We start from the raw sequence: 15,538 nt of genomic DNA, 5'->3' as shown, positions 1-15,538 counted from the left end.
GGAACGGTCAGCGCAGCCTGCGCTACTTTTCTGTCAGGAGCGATCCCATGTCTTTGAGCAAGTTGGAAATGTTGGAAAAGTTGGAAAAACGGGGAAAGTCGGAACAATCGGAAAAAAAATGGGAGAAGTTGGATGTTCCAAGCATGAAGCCGGCGGTCGGTTACGATGGACAAATCGATGAACAGTTGATTGGCGTGCATCTGGACGCTTTGGTCTTGGGCGGGCAAGGCTATGAAGCAGAGGATCATCTTCAGGTGCGCTGGAATGGCACAACCGTGTTTCGGCAAGATATCAAAAGCGCGGAAGTTGAAGCTGGCGTGGAGGTTGAAATAGAAAAAAGATACGTTGTAGCGGGTGATGCCACGCTTAAATACTTCATCATCAGTCATGTGGATGGAGAAATCACCGACTCACATGAATTGCATCTTAAGGTTAATCCGGCTATTCCGGATGCGTAGTGCTTGCGTCGCTATCCACTAGACCCGGCCACCTCTCTCATGCTCAAAGCGCAAAAAAGCCGCGAAACCCGAAGGTCACGCGGCTTTTTCCCGGGGCGATTTACTTGTCTTGCGTGTTGCTCAGTACTTTGCCGGTTTTTGCGTCCAGCTTCACATCCCACTCAACGTTCTTCGCGTCGCGGATTTCAACCTTGTACTCATAAACACTGGTTTTGGCATTGTGCTCCAGCTCGGTGTCGGTGATGTTTGCGGCCGTGCTGCCAGGATGCTCAGCGAGCGCCGCCTGATTGAGTTTCTGCATGTCCATCACAGTGCCGTCCTTGAGCAGACCCGGGATCAGGTCCGGGCGCACATCGGCCATGGCGAAACCGGCTGTCAGGGTCAGGGCAGCGGCGGTGAACAGGGCAGTCAACGTCTTCATGGGGCATTCCTTGGGTGAACTGTTTAAGTGGCGTCAGGTTAACCAGCGCAACTTAATTCATCCTTAACATCGCCTGAGCCTGGTCGTTCCCGCGCAAATCATCACGAGACTGCGTGCTGCCGAACCTGTAGCAGCTGGCGCAGCCTGCGGGAATTGCGTGGCCCCTCGGGTTTGCCGTACCACCCGTGACGCTCCCTCTCGGGAGCGATCAATAGCGGGTGGCCACTCAGAAGCCGTTGTTCTCAAGCAACTGCGCAACGCTGCCTGCTGCCGGGCGCTTGTAGTACTTGAGCAGTTCGCTGGCGCGGTTGGTGAAGATGCCATCGACGCCGGCGTCCATGACCTTCTTGTAATCCACCGCATCGTCGATGGTGTAGACGTGCACCAACATGCCTTTGTCGTGGGTGTACTGGTTCATCCATGGTTGCACCAGGTCCGAATAGCTTTGATCGCCGCCGTTGGTCAGCGCTGCCGAAGGGCCCGTGCCAATGGCGCCCTGAGACTTGGCGTAGTCGACCCATTGCTCGAACTCGGCTTTGTCCTTGGGTTCCTGTTTGGCGTAGTAGGTGGCTTTATCCTTGTCGCCGGATTCGGCGAAGGTCACCTTCGACTTGGGCTCGATGCTGCCTTCGCCCACCCACAGCAGGAGAATTTTCGGCACTTGCGGCATTTCTTTTTGCAGCAGTTCAAGGCTGCTCTTCTCGAAGGTTTGCAGGATCACTTTGCCTTTACCCTGGCCGACGCTCAGTTCACTTTTAGCCAGTTTTGAACCCGCCGGGCTCAACCAGCCACGGTCTTGAAGCTTGTCCTTGAGGTCGCGCTCGATGCCGGGAAACTGCTTTGGCTCTTTGGTTTCGATGTAAAGCCCTGGCTTGTGCAGCGGGTTGCCTTCGGCAATATCGATGATTTCGTCGAGGGTCAGGATTTTCAGACCGGCGTAACTGGCACGTGCGCGATCCGGGTGAGCGGTATTGAACCAGCTGCCGGCATCCAGGGTTTTAAGTTCGGCGATGGTGAACGCGTTGGCCGGGCTGTCCTTGCGTTCAGGAAACTTGGTGGCAACGTCGGTGGTGCGTTGCAGGTTGTTGTCATGCAAGGCGAACAGCACGCCGTCCTTGCTGCGTTGCAGGTCCATTTCCAGGTAATCGGCGCCCAGGTCGCGCGCCAGTTTGTAGGAGGCGGCAGTGGATTCCGGTGCATCGAACGAGGCGCCACGGTGGGCGATCACTGCCGGGTGCGGGATCCCGCTGGCGGTGGACAGAGCGGTCGGGCTCTGCTGGCTGGTCGCCTGTGCCTGGCCAAGGCCGAGCATCAGACTCAGCAACAGGGCGCTTTTGGTGTAGGTAACAGGCATTGTCGAGGTCCTTTCGTAAGAAGCGATTTCAAAGACCTATCTTTTAACAATTGAGCGCCGGATGCGCTATCGCCAAACCGACATTAACGTGTGTGAGGGGCGATTTTTCTGCGCTTTTGTGCAGCCCTTTGCAGTACGATCCACTTCGGCAAATTCCCCTCCAGAGGGAAATCCCGAAACATCCGTTATCCCGCCCTCTGCGTGTAAACCATCGTTCAGCCGTCCTTCGGGACGCATCCGTGAGGTTTACCATGCGCATCACGTCCGAACTTATCTGCCAGGCCGCCGACCAACTCAACGGCTTCGTCGGTTTCAATCGCAAGACCGCCCGATACATCGTCCGCTTCAGCGAAGACGCCTTTGGCATGGACGTCGCAGACGACGCGATCATCCCCGCCAGCGAGTTCGTCTGGGCGCCTGAGGACGGTCAAGCCATGACCCTCAAGCGCGAGCTGATCCGCTTGCTGCTGGAGCAGAACATCGACGACCGGATCAACATCACTGAACCGCTGCGGGTTTATATGCGGCGCGAGGACTTACCGGAAATTAGTGCGCTGCGTCGTCTGGTTCAGGCCGGTTGACGCTCGAAGGCATAAGCGCGTTCGACCTTGCAGACCCGCGTGTGAAACGCTTCATACCAGGTCGAGCGTCCGCGTTCGCGGGTTGCACTGTGCTCAGCGTGTTGTTTCCAGGCGAGAATCGCTTCTTCGCTGGACCAGTAGGAAACGGTGATGCCGAGCCCGTCCTCACCCCGGGCCGACTCCACCCCGAGAAACCCTGGTTGGTCGCGGGCGAGTTCGACCATGCGCTGTGCTGCTTGCTCGTAACCCTGGTCGGTGGCGATGCGCAGTGAAGTGAAAATTACCGCGTAGTAGGGCGGCGAAGGCGTGTTGGCGATCATCTGACGTTCCTTGCGCAGGCCTGGATAAAGGCATCGACCAAGGGTGGACGGGTGCCGGTTAGCGCTGCGCGTTCTGGTTGAAACAAGGTCGCAACGAAGAATGGATGATTGCTGAGTTCCACGGCCCGTAGATCACCCGCCGAATCGTGGCCGGTGGCTCTCAGGTTGTGTGTCAGCAATTGCTCTTCGAACGCTGGATTGACGCCGTAGCGGCAGTGATAGCCTTCATGAATCTCTGTGGACTCGTAGGCGTTGGCAATCAGCGAGCCTTTAACCAACCGGATGCTGTCGACGATCTCCACCAGCGAGCAGGTGAGCGGCGTGAGCACGGCGCGCGCGGCGTCTGGCGAAGTTTCACCATGCTCGGCATCGGTCCATCCCAGAACGTTGCGTGCGTATTCAAGCACCGCGTGTTGAAAACCACCGCAAGTGCCGAGGAACGGCTGCTGTTGTTCTCGGGCAAAGCGGATCGCCAATAGCGCACCGTCCATGTTGCGGTAAGTGCTGGCAGGCACGCACCAGAAGCCGTCGAAGTCAGCCAGCGGGGTGTTTGCGTCAATGTGGTCAGTGGCCAGCCACTCAAACTGCACATCGACGTCAGCGTGTTGTGCGGCCATGTTCAGCGCCAGGGGAATTGCCTGATGGGCAGTGACCTGTGGGTCGTAGTCACCGATCAGTGCAATACGCAGTTGAGGGCTCTCTTGCATGGTGTCTCCCAAGACTTGTTGATTGCTGGAGCCGACTATAGAGTGGCGTTCACGCAATCAATAGAGGCGTTTAGCCAAGTGTTCAATGCAGCAACGCACTATCAGTTGGATTACCCGGACCTCGCCTTGATTCTTGCGTTGGTGCGCGGCGGCTCTCTGGCACGGGCGGCGGCGCTATTGAAGGTCGACGTTTCGACGGTGTTTCGTGCGGTCAGGCGCCTGGAAGCGGCATTGGGCCAAGCGCTGTTCGAGAAAAGTCGTGCAGGTTATTTGCCGACCGCCCTGGCCCGAACACTCTCCGAGCAGGCCGAACGCGCCGAGCAGGCGCTGGAAGCGGCGCGTATTGGCGTGGAGCAGGGCGGTGACGTGATCAGCGGCACCGTGCGCCTGACCTGCACCGATTCGGTGTTGCACGCGTTACTGTTGCCGGCACTGACGCAATTCATGCCGGCGTACCCGGCGCTGACCCTGGAACTGAGCACCTCCAACGATTTCGCCAACCTCAGCCGCCGCGATGCCGATATCGCCTTGCGCCTGACCCGCTCACCTCCGGAGCATCTGGTTGGGCGGCGATTGGGCGCTGTGTCGTATCGGGTGTGCGCGAGTGCGGCGTATCTGAAATCGGTCGAGCCGAGTGATCTGACACGGTTGAGCTGGATCGCTCCGGATGACTTTCTGCCCGACCATCCAACCGTGATCTGGCGTCGTCAGCAATTTCCCGGTGTGTTGCCGAGCTATCGCTGTAACAGCATGCACTCGGTCACCGAGTTGGTACGCGCCGGGCTTGGGGTCGCCGCGTTGCCGGACTTTCTGATCGACCCCGCGCAGGGGCTGCGCCCTTTGAGCGAACCCCTGCTCGGTTACGACACCAGTCTGTGGTTGCTGACTCGCCCGGACTGTCGAGCATTGCGCTCGGTGGTGACGCTGTTCGACGAGTTATCACGCTGGGTGCAATTGCCCGATCAGGAGCGTTGCTGATCTTTCAAAATGTGTTGATGCATCTCTGATGTCAGGTTCTCGATGCGTTCGGTCAGCTCTTTGGTCATCTCGGTCAGTCGGGTGTTTTGCTCAAGCAACGTCAGTAACTGTGCGGAGGTCTTCGCGGCTTGCGCTTGCCGTTCGCTGTTGGCAATCGCCAACGTCTCGCGGTGTAGCGCGTCGGCTTCGGACTGGGCTTTGTCGCGAGCGGCCTGACGGGTTTGCGCCAGCAGAATCAACGGCGCGGCATAGGCCGCTTGCAGACTGAACGCGAGGTTGAGGAGGATGAACGGGTAGACGTCGAAGGTCGTTAACCCCGTGACGTTCAGGGCAATCCAGACCACGACGATGAGGGTTTGCGCGCCGAGGAAGGTCGGGGTGCCGAAGAAGCGTGCAAAGGCTTCGGCCTTCAATGCGAAAGTGTCATTGCCGAACGTCGATGCCAGATGAGCGTGCGGCCGGTGGAAGCGCAAGTGATCGATGGGGGCGGCGGGATCTTTTTCTTCGGGCTTGGCTGAATTCATGATGCTCTCTGCAATGCCATGGGACTGAGGCTCACTATAACCCCCACAGCTTCCAGCGCCCGAGTCGCTTTGAAACACTTTGTAGTGTTTTATTCAGCGCTTCGGTCCAGCGGATAAACACGTGAATAGTGTCATTTGTTCCATGTGTCCTTTTGCGTGCCCTTCATGCCTGCCGTTGATAGCAGGCCAGAAACATGTCCAGCGTCGACTCTACAACCGTTGTCTGCATCTCGGGTGACAGTGGTGGACAGTTCAGAGAGATCTGCGGCCAGAAGGCAAATGCCTTGAGCATTCCCTGCACCTGCTGGGCAGCAAAGGCCGGGTCTACAGGCTTGAGCCGACCGTCAGCCTGAGCCGCGCGAATCCAGGTGGTCAGCCCTTCTTCACGTTCGCCAATGCGCTCCACCATGTCCTGGACCCGTTCTGGCGAATGGATGGTGGCGGCGATGGCAACTCGTGCCAGATCAAGGAAATTGGTGTCCCCCAGCAACTGCAATTTGCAGTGCAGCAGTTGGCCCAACTGCTCGCGAAGCGGCAGGTCTGTGCGATAACAGTTGTCCTGCTGAGCGGTGACGTTGGTCCACAATCGTTGCAGGATTTCAGTCCACAGCTCTTCTTTGCTGGGGAAGTGGTTGTACACCGTGCGCTTCGACACGCCCGCGGTGGCGGCGATCTTGTCCATGCTGGTGATGTCGAAACCGTTGGCACGGAATTCGGCAATCGCCGCCTGAACAATGGCTTCGCGTTTACGGTCGGTGAGGCGCTGCGGAGCTGTCATAAATACGCGTCGGTAGAAAAAAGGGAGAATTACACTCGGCAGTTTACTTGCTCACGGCTTTGTTGCAATCTTGAAACTACACTGTGCAGTGTAGTTGAACGGTTGAAAAATAGAGTTTGCGGCTGACGCGTGCGTGCATTGGCCATTTATCGTCCGAAAAAGAAACGCCGCACCTCGTCGGTTTTTCTGGAGTCACTTAAACATGGCCACTTTCTCTTACCAGGCGGATAGCGCCACTGAACTGAAAACGTCCCGGCAAGAGCAGGGGCAATACCAAAACCATGCGGCCGTACCGGGGCAAGGCTTTCGCAAGACCCTGCGAATTTTCTGGAACATGATTTTCCACAAGCCGAGTAACACGCGACCGACCGGTGTTATTCCGGTTCAAGCGCTGACACTCGAACAGCTTCTCGACGCACCGAACCACAGCGTATTCCGCCTGGGGCATTCCACCGTGCTGCTGAAACTGCGCGACAAGTTCTGGCTGACCGACCCGGTCTTCGCTGAGCGCGCATCACCGGTGCAGTGGGCCGGCCCCAAGCGCTTCCATCAACCACCGATCAGCCTCGAGGCGTTGCCACCGATCGAAGCGGTGATTCTGTCCCATGACCATTACGATCACCTCGATCGTCAGTCGATTCTCAAGCTGGCGGACAAAACCAGGCACTTTCTTGCGCCGCTGGGCGTGGGTGAGACGCTGATCAAATGGGGCGTCGATGCGAGCAAAGTGCGTCAACTGGATTGGTGGGAAGGCACTCAGATCGAGGGCATTCATTTCATTGCCACGCCTTCGCAGCATTTTTCCGGTCGCGGGCTGTTCGATGGCAACAGCACGCTCTGGGCCTCGTGGGTGATGATCGATGGCGGCAAACGGATTTTCTTCAGTGGCGATACCGGTTACTTCGACGGTTTCAAAGCGATCGGCGAACAGTTCGGCCCCTTTGATCTGACCCTGATGGAAACCGGCGCGTACAACGTCGACTGGCCGCACATTCACATGCAACCAGAAGAAACCCTGCAAGCCCACATCGACCTCAAGGGTCGTTGGCTGCTACCGATTCACAACGGCACCTTCGACCTGTCAATGCACGCCTGGCATGAACCCTTCGACCGCATCTTGGCTTTGGCCTGGGAACGCAGTGTCTCGATCACCACACCACAAATGGGCGAAGCGTTCAGCCTTGGCCAGCCGCAGCGTGGGGAGGCCTGGTGGCTGGAAGTTGAAGAGACGACCGTTCAGTTGATCGTTAATAGCTAGGGACGTACGCCTATTCCACGGATTGTTCTGCGCAGATGCTGGTACAGCAGACTCTGCCAGTGTTGGGGGAAGGGGCCCCAGCGGATGATTGGATATCACTCAATCATCGCGTAATCCGCCCGCCCCACCGGATCAGGCGTAGAGCCTCTGACGCTCATGCCTCGGCCCGGTGCAAAGCCTGGGAAGAACACCAGGCCTTCGGCTTCAAACCGGTAGGCGAGGGCCAGACGGGTGACGTCGAGCACTTCACCGCCCGCTTCAAACCGGCGGATAGCTTCAACGGTAACCCCGGATTCCCTGGAAAACTCCTCCAGCGACCAGCCCAGCATCGCACGGGCTTGTGCGCTGTGTGCGGGGGTGAATTGGAAAAGGGCGATACGTTCCAGGGTGATTTTCATCGCAAGAGAGGCCATGGTTTTCTCCGGGTTCGAAATGGGTTATTCAATGAGTACTGTGTTTTTGTACAGTTGTTTTCGACCCGGATCAAACTCAATTTTTTGATTGGTTCTACGTCGCCTCCAACCCCGGCACCTCGCGAATAATGAAGTGATCCAGATTCTCGATGTCACCACTGAACACCCCGAACGTCTGCTCGGGGTTTTTCTTGCTCGGCACCTGCTTCAACTCCGGGGTCACACCATAGAAGAAGCAATAAAGCTCCCGCTCACTGCCGATGGCACCCTTGATTTCCTCGAGGAAGGCTTTGCGCTTGCGGTAGTTCTCGATCAGTTTTTTGCTCAGGTAGACGTTCACCGAGTAGGGCTTTTTGTCGAGCCAGACCTTCTTCTCGAAATCGATGCGGAAGCTGGTGTTGTAGTCCTTGATCGCCTTGATCTTGCCCCAGTAAATCAGCCCCTTGTTGTCTTGCAGGTATTCGATTTTCTTGAAGAATGCGCTGTAGGACGCAGTGTGCTCGCCAATCTTCAGCGGCATGCGTTTGAGCAGGTCCTTGTTATCGAAATTCGATACGAAGCACTCCACCGGGTGAGCGAAGACGCTGGTTTTGTCCGGTGCCGACTCGCGAGTCGGGTGCTCGCTGGCACTGGTCGTGGCAGAAGGTTTCGGCTGTTCCCGAGGCGCATCGACATCCGGCATTGGGGTGGACGGTTTGCGCACATACTGACGCCGGGTCAGCAGCAGCTCTGACGGAAAGTGCTCCTCCGGCCCGTCGTCCGTTTCTGCACCTTCTGACGCCGGTGCTCTGAGGCTGACATAAGGGCAGCCTTCGATATGCCGGGTGCCGGGCAGGTTCTTGAAGTGCGGCGTGCGGATGTAATTGACGTTTTTCGCGTTGAACGTCCCCAGCCCATTCGCCTCGTCGAACGCCGTGCGACAGTCGTCGTTGGGGCACTGAAAGCGCTCCTTGGCCGAGTCGAAGTCCATGGTCTCGTCGAAGTTCAGATCGCGCACGTCATAGATCGACAGCTTGTCGTCGAGGCTGATGCAGTAGGCGGTGTCGAATTTCATGCGCGCTCGGGTCCTTGAGAGGTAGGTGGCGTATTAATAGCGGGTGGCGCGTGATGGCGCACCTGTTGATTCACGTTTGTCGCATCAACGCCCTCTGCAATTGGACAAGACCCCATAGCCTGACTAGCGTTGTCAGATGGAGCGTAGGGCTCCATGCCTCAGACTGAGGCGCCGTTGCGGGCTGACTATCTGTTGCATCTACAAGGAGGTAAGGATGTTTGGGTCGGTCGTTCTGGACGCGATTCTCGGGATGTTGGCGCTGTTCACGCTGCTGGGTATTTTCGTCACCACCCTCACTGAAATCATTCAATCGTTCTTCCAGAAGGTCCGGGCGAAGTACCTTTATAACGCCCTGAAGCTGTTGTTCACCGGCAAATTGAAGGGGCTGAACGACAGCGACCTGGCGTTCTTCCAGCAGGTGCTCGATCACCCGATGATCCAGTCCATGGCGCCGCCGGGCAATCGCCCCAGTTACCTGGACCCGGCGATGCTGGCGCAGGTGGTGATCACGCTGCTGCTGCACAAAGACGACACCACGACCCTCGATATTCCCCTCGACGAACTTAATGCAGCCCTGACCAAGGGCATTGCGCAGGTCCCGTCCGAGCACTTGCGCCGTGCACTGTCGACGATGCTTGCGGCGGCCCAGGCCAAAGTCACCACGGCCCAGGAGCTGCTATGCGCGTTCAAGACCCGGCTGGAGCACTGGATCAATGCGGTGATGGACCGCGCCGAAGGCTGGATGCGGCGTAATGCCAAAGTTGTCTCGCTGGCCTGCTCGCTGGTGATTTGCCTGGTGCTCAACGTCAACGCGTTCGACCTCATGCAAGGCATGGTGCGCAATGACACGTTGCACGCAGCAGGCATGCAGATGGCCAACAATCTGGTGACGAACAGCGCATCCGCAGCACTCGATCAAGCCTGCGCGAATCGGGACGACAAGGCCCAGTGTCAGTTCGATTCGGCATTGAGCAGTTTGCAGGCGCTGCCTCAGGGCGCTATCGGCTGGAACAACCCGCCGGCTTTTTTACACAACGATCAGACAAACAAAATCGCCTGGTTCGGCTACTGGTTGCTTGGGGTCATGACGGCGGCGTTGGCTGCCTCGTTGGGCGGCGACTTCTGGTTCAAGATGTTGAGCCAGATGATTCGCCTGACGGGCAGCAAAACAGTCCCACAGCCCAAGCCCTGAGCGCGATCGGGTACATCAACTCAGGGAGAGCAGCATGGCGAACAACTGGCCCGACGAGATCAAGCACGTCGTTGTGCTGATGATGGAAAACCGCTCGTTCGATCATCTGCTGGGGGATTACACCAGCATCAACCGTGCGTGCGACGGCATCAACCGTAAAGCGCCCAGCACCAACCCGCTGAAGGATGCCAGTGGCAACACGGCGGTGATCACTCAAACGGCGGAAACACCTGACTACTTTGCCCTGTGGGCGCCGCCCGCGCCTTCGCCACCGGCGCTACCGGCCAAGGACAGCGAAGGTTTCGACCTCGGTCACGAGTTCGTCGATGTGGTGAAGCAACTGGATGTGTCACTCAAGACCAGCCTGACTGCACCCAAGCTCGATGGCTTTGCGCAGGACGCCTACGACAAGGCCCGCAACGATCTGAAGGTGTACAAAACTTACTCGCAATCCATGGCCCAGCGGGCGATGAACTACATCCCGTTTGGCTCCACGCCCGCCGCCGATCCACTGCCGGCAATCCAGGGGCTGGCGCGCAATTTCACCGTGTGCGACCGCTGGTTCGCCTCGGTTCCGGGCCCGACCTGGCCGAACCGTTTTTTCGCCATGCTCGGCAGTTGCAACGGCCACTTGCTGATGCCCTCCACGGGCACCGTGCTGGCCGGTATCAAGAGCTTGATCGCGCAATTTGGTGGCGACAGCATTTTTTCGCTGCTGCGCGACAAGGGTCACGACGTGCGCATTTATTCCGACGGCGCGATCCCGCTGGCGGCGCTGGTCAAAGGTGGCTTGCAACACATGAGCATCGACGACTTCAAGTCAGATGTCTCCGGCAACAAGCTCCCCGAACTGTCGTGGATCGAGCCGAGCTATGGCCTGCTCAACGGTAAGCTCGGGCCTAATGTGTCGCATCATCCACCGGAAGACCTGCGCTTTGGCGATCAGTTTGTCGGCGAGGTGTTCAATGCCTTGTCGGCCAATACCGACCTCTGGAGCAAAACCCTGTTCGTGCTGCTGTACGACGAGCACGGCGGCTTCCATGACCATGTGGTGCCGCCGACTTGCGTGGCGACGGGGTCGACGGTTGATGTTGACTGGCCCAATCCCTTCACTCGGCTGGGTATCCGCGTACCGGCGATCCTCGCTTCACCTTGGCTCAATCCGGGTCTGATTCCGTGGGCCGACAACCTCCAGGCGCAGCATTACGACCACACCAGTTTGCTGGCCTTTCTCTGCGATCATTTCCAACTGCCGCGCAGTGCCCTAGGTGCAAGGGTGGTCGCGGCCCAGCACTTCGGCAACGCGCCGATCTGGCGCACAGCCGCAAGCACTGCACCTGCGCCGAAACTGGCAGCCACCGCCGTGCCAAGCCGCGCCGGGCTGCCCTTGATCGAGTCCCAACTGGCGACCCAAAGCCGGCAGGTGGTGGACAGCGCCACCGGTTACCTCGATGGTCTGGATCCGGAGCAGATCTGGAAAAACAGTGCCCAAGGTGTCAGCCGTTTCCTCGACAGCCGCACCCGTGCACTGGCTGAGCCCGGCCAGGCTGCCCTCACGTCCGCCGCGCCCAGTGCCGACAGCCTGGAAGCGAAACTGCGGCGCCTGCAGGATTTGATGGCCACCGCCCACGGTCAAACGGTGGCTGCCGTTGGTGCGCCCGCCGTCAAAACCTTGCAAGCAGGGGCGGCGCCGGCTGTTGTGCCCGCGCAACTGCGAGTCCTGTGCCTGCCGGGTGTGGGATTCACGCCGCCCGCCAATGGGCAGGGCAGTACCGACGCGAACTGGCAGGAACAATGGCGCACGCTGATCCGCAGCCAACTGGCGCAGAACGGTCGCGTTATCGACGACCAGGACATCGACTTTCTGCCCTTCGATGACCAACTCAAGGATGGACCGGACTTCGCCCAGATCACCCGCGGCCTGGCCATGCTGCGGGACGATGCCAGGGGCAAGGCCGACGAGGATTTCGGCAGTTGGGGCCTGCCGGTCAATCAGATGCTGCGCACCACCGTCGGCGCCATCGTGCAATGGATCGAAGACGCCGAATTGCGCACCGCACTGACCCAACATCTGCTGGAAAAAATCGACGCGTTCAACCCGCAGATCATCTTCGCCCAAGGGCTGGGCAGCCTGATCGGTTACGACGCCTTGCGCCGTTCGGTGGCCAAGAAAGGTTCGGCGCTGAAACTCGTCGATGGCCGGGTATTCGTCAGCTTCGGCTCGCCCATCGCACTGCCATTGGTGATGCGCGAAGTGTGGGGCGGGCGGGTGATGCGCCTGAGTGAAAACGGACGAGGCATTCGCCGTTGGTTCCACCTCTACAACCCCAACGACGGCTTGCTGACCCGGCCGATCACCTCGCCAGACTCGGCACGGGTCGACCTGCAAACCGAGTTCAGCGTGCCGCTGCGTGATGACCTGCTCGACCTCAATCACGCAGCGCAAGCCTACTTGTCATCCGCTACCAGCCAGACCGGCCTCTGGCCACAACTGGCTCGCGATGTGGTGGCGGCAAGCGCTCTGGAAGTGCCGGCGTTCCTGTCCCGCAGCGGCCAACGCAAACGCCGCGCCCTGGTGGTCGGCATCAACGACTACCCGGAACCGGGCGCACGCCTCGACGGCTGCATCAACGACACCTACCTGATCAGCCGCATGCTCCAGGAAAGCGGCTACGACGCCGGCGATATTCGCTTGCTGCACGACGCCCGAGCGACGAGGGCGAACTTCGTCGAGCGCCTCGAATGGCTGGTGGAAGGCGCCCGCGCCAGCGACGAGCGCGTGCTGTTCTATTCCGGCCACGGCACCCAACTGCCGGCCTACAGCAGCAGCGGCGAAGCCGACCGCATGGACGAAACCCTGGTGCTCTACGACTTCGACTGGGACGACGAAAACACCCACTTCACCGACAAACTGTTCCGCCAGTTCTATAGCCACCTGCCATTCGACCCGAACGGCCACGGCGCCAAACTGACCGTCATGTTCGACTGCTGCTACGCCGGCGGCATGACCCGCGGCAACGGCCGCGTGCGCGGCATCACCCCACCCAGCGACATCCGCCACCGCATGCTGCGCTGGGACCCCTACGCCGGCGACTGGGACCGCCGGGTGTACGCCACCGACAGCGACGGCCGCGACTTCAGCGAACACGACCACACCTCCCGCGGACTCACCCGCACCCGCAGCACCCAAGGCGCCGCCACCGGCCTACGCCCCGAGAAAAAAGCCCAACTGCAACGCCAAGGCAAACTCTACGGCCACCACGGCCCCTACATGCCCCTGATGCTCTACGCCGCCCGAGAAAACGAAAAGGCCAACGAATACGAAGTCGGCTCCACCAGCTACGGCGCCTTCACCTACGCCGTGGTCGAGCAACTGCGCAAGTTGCACCAGGAAAATGTGACGTTGGGGTTTGATAAGTTGATCGAGCAGGTCGGCAAAGTGCTGAGCGCGAGGTCGTTGGGGCAGACACCGGAGATTGTCGGGCCGAGCGGGGTGAGGGAAGCGGTGTGCCCGTGGAAGATTAGTGGGCTTGGAAAGTGACGCTGAATCTGGTGAGCACTACTGTGGCGAGGGGGCTTGCCCCCGTTCGGCTGCGTAGCAGCCGCAAAACCTGCAAATGCGTTCTACCTGAACGTCCGCGATATTTGGATTCAGGGCCGCTTCGCGGACTGCACTCACTGTTTTCATCACTGCACTAAACCTATGGAAGCCTGACTGGGCGGAGTTCCATTCAACTCAGTTACCAACCTAAGCACCGATTTGTGGCGAGGGAGCTTGCTCCCGCTGGGGCGCGCAGCGACCCTAAAACAGGAAAACGCGGTGCGTCAGGCATAGCGCGTTATTCGGTTGGCGACTACTACGTAGTCGAACGGGAGCAAGCTCCCTCGCCACGGATAGTGTTTAGCCCAGTTACTTGGATCAGTCCTCCCGCTTTAACCGATTCACTTTGTCGTACAGCATCGAGGTGAAGTCATCCTTCTCGGCGGAGTGGTGGCAACGCTTATGGCAATTAGGGCAAAGAGCAACGGCATTACTCCGACGATCCGATCCTCGATTGGCCAAATGCTTTACATGGTGGACTTCAAGAAAGCGAGTTCCGTCTGTCTGTACGAATGGCCCTGGCTGGTCGCAGCCTTCACAAATGCCTTTTGCGTTATCCAAAATCCACGCTTTTATCCGAGGGGAGCGCGCATACGAGGTGGTAGTGCTCACCATCTTTTTTGGCTTCTCAATGCCTTCTGGCTCGCCTATGAGGTTTTGTTCTCGAAGCTTTGCAGTACGACGGTTCAGGGTCTCTTCGTCATCTGTAGGCAAATAGTCATCGAGGTTGATTAAGCCTTTTGAAGCAAGAATCTTTTCAACGCGTGCGGCAATCCCTGAGCCGATATTTGGCTTGGATGGGTAGCAATTAGTAGGTTTCAGGCCAAGCTCAACAAACAAAAACGATATGTTCTGCAGCCGATAATCAACGGCTTTGGTACTGCGGTTGATCAGTGCACCGTTCTGCAAAATTTGGTGTTCGAGCGATTTGTTGATGGTTTGCCCATCATCTTCGAGTGCGAGAATTTTAAGGTAGGCATCGACCGAGGCTGTTAGCTCCTCGTCAGTCCAACCAGGTTGTTTCTTTCCAGTGTCCATACAATCGCCGAGGGTTGAAAACCCTCGGACGATACTGAGTGGCCATTACGGCGTCTACGAAATTTCCTACGGCATGATCCGAAGTAACTCTCAAATTGACTAAGGAAATCCCACAAGCATCACGTCGATGGTCGACTAAAAAACTTTGAACACCCGCGAAGCCTTCCGCCACCAAGACGTTTGCTGCTGAGTCAGTAGGATGCAAGGCATATCCCGCAACCGAATCCACGGTTCATCCTGCCAATGCAACAGACTCAACTGCATCTGCGGCCAATCCAACACGCTTAACGTCGGCCGCTCCACCGCCCGCAACGGCCGCGCATCCCTTAACGTCGGCACCACCTGATGGGTCAGCCATTCGCGTAGCGAACGGTACTCCGGGCAATAGTGATAGACCAGCAACGCATACACACCGGACTCACTGAGCATCAACCGCTCTTCTGCAGTGCCATGGGCTTGCACAAGCAGCATTCGCCGTTGATCCGCATCGAGCTTTCGGGACATGCGTTCGTCCAGGTATTTGCCCATCAACCGCCCAATATCGCGTGCGTAAAACCAGGCTTGGTTTTCCAAGAGCAGGGCATGGAGGTGGATGTTGTGGCGGGTGAAGAGGGTGGAGGTGATGGGCTCCGCTACGTCATCTGTTAACGAGGGAAAAACATGGGGTAAGACTCGAGTCGTCATATTCCGTGACCTCTACGTATGAATTGGGCAGGGCCAGAACCCAACGTAGAGCGGGCTTAAGAAATCCCAACGAGCTAGGCCTTCCACCGATATCAAATGACGAGCACCCAGGGGCTATCATTTTCAAGTCTGTGTGATGGGCTTGCTTTCTACGTTGGGTGTTTCTTAGGCACCTGT

General features: G+C 58.3%; 16 protein-coding genes. 6 read left to right on the top strand and 10 right to left on the bottom strand.

Going from position 1 to position 15,538, the window contains the following annotated elements; genetic code table 11:
- The first annotated feature begins 47 nt into the window (after positions 1-47).
- Complete coding sequence (locus AABM55_RS22365; RefSeq protein WP_347927787.1) at positions 48-458, top strand: hypothetical protein; 411 nt, start codon at positions 48-50, stop codon at positions 456-458.
- Between the two features lie 100 nt (positions 459-558).
- Here the strand turns inward: AABM55_RS22365 and AABM55_RS22360 are convergent, their stop codons facing one another.
- Entirely contained in the window at positions 559-879 is a 321-nt protein-coding gene (locus tag AABM55_RS22360; RefSeq protein WP_103314954.1) for a PepSY domain-containing protein, read from the bottom strand.
- Between the two features lie 226 nt (positions 880-1,105).
- Positions 1,106-2,233, bottom strand: a complete 1,128-nt coding sequence (locus AABM55_RS22355) for a glycerophosphodiester phosphodiesterase (RefSeq protein ID WP_347927786.1) — start codon at positions 2,231-2,233, stop codon at positions 1,106-1,108.
- Positions 2,234-2,484: 251 nt separating this feature from the next.
- On the opposite strand from AABM55_RS22355, the gene AABM55_RS22350 reads away from it, so the two are divergent.
- Positions 2,485-2,814: a DUF2025 family protein gene (locus tag AABM55_RS22350; protein ID WP_347927785.1), complete on the top strand. Its 330-nt coding sequence runs from the start codon at positions 2,485-2,487 to the stop codon at positions 2,812-2,814.
- On the opposite strand, the gene AABM55_RS22345 is transcribed toward AABM55_RS22350, so the two are convergent.
- Positions 2,802-3,134: an antibiotic biosynthesis monooxygenase gene (locus AABM55_RS22345; protein ID WP_216741971.1), complete on the bottom strand. Its 333-nt coding sequence runs from the start codon at positions 3,132-3,134 to the stop codon at positions 2,802-2,804. The genes AABM55_RS22350 and AABM55_RS22345 overlap by 13 nt on opposite strands.
- Entirely contained in the window at positions 3,131-3,841 is a 711-nt protein-coding gene (locus AABM55_RS22340; RefSeq protein WP_347927784.1) for a CTP synthase, read from the bottom strand. Before AABM55_RS22340 ends, AABM55_RS22345 begins: the two co-directional genes overlap by 4 nt.
- Before the next feature lie 15 nt (positions 3,842-3,856).
- On the opposite strand from AABM55_RS22340, the gene AABM55_RS22335 reads away from it, so the two are divergent.
- A complete protein-coding gene (locus tag AABM55_RS22335; protein WP_081013851.1) occupies positions 3,857-4,819 on the top strand; it encodes a LysR family transcriptional regulator in 963 nt (320 codons plus the stop codon).
- Here the strand turns inward: AABM55_RS22335 and AABM55_RS22330 are convergent.
- Both AABM55_RS22330 and AABM55_RS22325 read right to left on the bottom strand, forming a co-directional pair.
- Positions 4,804-5,343, bottom strand: a complete 540-nt coding sequence (locus tag AABM55_RS22330) for a DUF1003 domain-containing protein (RefSeq protein ID WP_347927783.1) — start codon at positions 5,341-5,343, stop codon at positions 4,804-4,806. The genes AABM55_RS22335 and AABM55_RS22330 overlap by 16 nt on opposite strands.
- Before the next feature lie 163 nt (positions 5,344-5,506).
- Positions 5,507-6,121, bottom strand: coding sequence for a TetR/AcrR family transcriptional regulator (locus AABM55_RS22325; protein ID WP_054593635.1), 615 nt, complete (start codon positions 6,119-6,121; stop codon positions 5,507-5,509).
- A gap of 202 nt (positions 6,122-6,323) precedes the next feature.
- Here AABM55_RS22325 and AABM55_RS22320 point away from each other — a divergent pair, with 202 nt between their 5' ends.
- The gene (locus AABM55_RS22320) at positions 6,324-7,379 is read left to right on the top strand and encodes an MBL fold metallo-hydrolase (protein ID WP_054593634.1); all 1,056 of its coding nucleotides are present in this window, start codon (positions 6,324-6,326) and stop codon (positions 7,377-7,379) included.
- A 95-nt stretch (positions 7,380-7,474) separates the two neighbouring features.
- On the opposite strand, the gene AABM55_RS22315 is transcribed toward AABM55_RS22320, so the two are convergent.
- On the bottom strand, positions 7,475-7,792 hold the full coding sequence (locus AABM55_RS22315) for a helix-turn-helix transcriptional regulator (protein WP_054593632.1): 318 nt from the start codon (positions 7,790-7,792) through the stop codon (positions 7,475-7,477).
- A 94-nt stretch (positions 7,793-7,886) separates the two neighbouring features.
- The gene (locus tag AABM55_RS22310; RefSeq protein ID WP_347927782.1) at positions 7,887-8,846 is read right to left on the bottom strand and encodes a hypothetical protein; all 960 of its coding nucleotides are present in this window, start codon (positions 8,844-8,846) and stop codon (positions 7,887-7,889) included.
- A gap of 214 nt (positions 8,847-9,060) precedes the next feature.
- Between AABM55_RS22310 and AABM55_RS22305 the strand changes: the two genes are divergently transcribed.
- Both AABM55_RS22305 and AABM55_RS22300 read left to right on the top strand, forming a co-directional pair.
- Entirely contained in the window at positions 9,061-10,038 is a 978-nt protein-coding gene (locus AABM55_RS22305; RefSeq protein ID WP_347927781.1) for a hypothetical protein, read from the top strand.
- Between the two features lie 34 nt (positions 10,039-10,072).
- Positions 10,073-13,579: an alkaline phosphatase family protein gene (locus AABM55_RS22300; RefSeq protein ID WP_347927780.1), complete on the top strand. Its 3,507-nt coding sequence runs from the start codon at positions 10,073-10,075 to the stop codon at positions 13,577-13,579.
- Positions 13,580-13,957: 378 nt separating this feature from the next.
- Here AABM55_RS22300 and AABM55_RS22295 read toward each other — a convergent pair whose 3' ends face one another.
- Entirely contained in the window at positions 13,958-14,677 is a 720-nt protein-coding gene (locus tag AABM55_RS22295; RefSeq protein WP_347927779.1) for an HNH endonuclease, read from the bottom strand.
- Positions 14,678-14,812: 135 nt separating this feature from the next.
- Entirely contained in the window at positions 14,813-15,361 is a 549-nt protein-coding gene (locus AABM55_RS22290) for a Bro-N domain-containing protein (protein WP_347927778.1), read from the bottom strand.
- Positions 15,362-15,538 lie beyond the last annotated feature (177 nt).

It is taken from the genome of Pseudomonas helvetica (assembly GCF_039908645.1).
In the GTDB taxonomy this organism is placed as follows: domain Bacteria; phylum Pseudomonadota; class Gammaproteobacteria; order Pseudomonadales; family Pseudomonadaceae; genus Aquipseudomonas; species Aquipseudomonas helvetica.
This window is presented reverse-complemented; position numbering and strand designations above follow the sequence as displayed.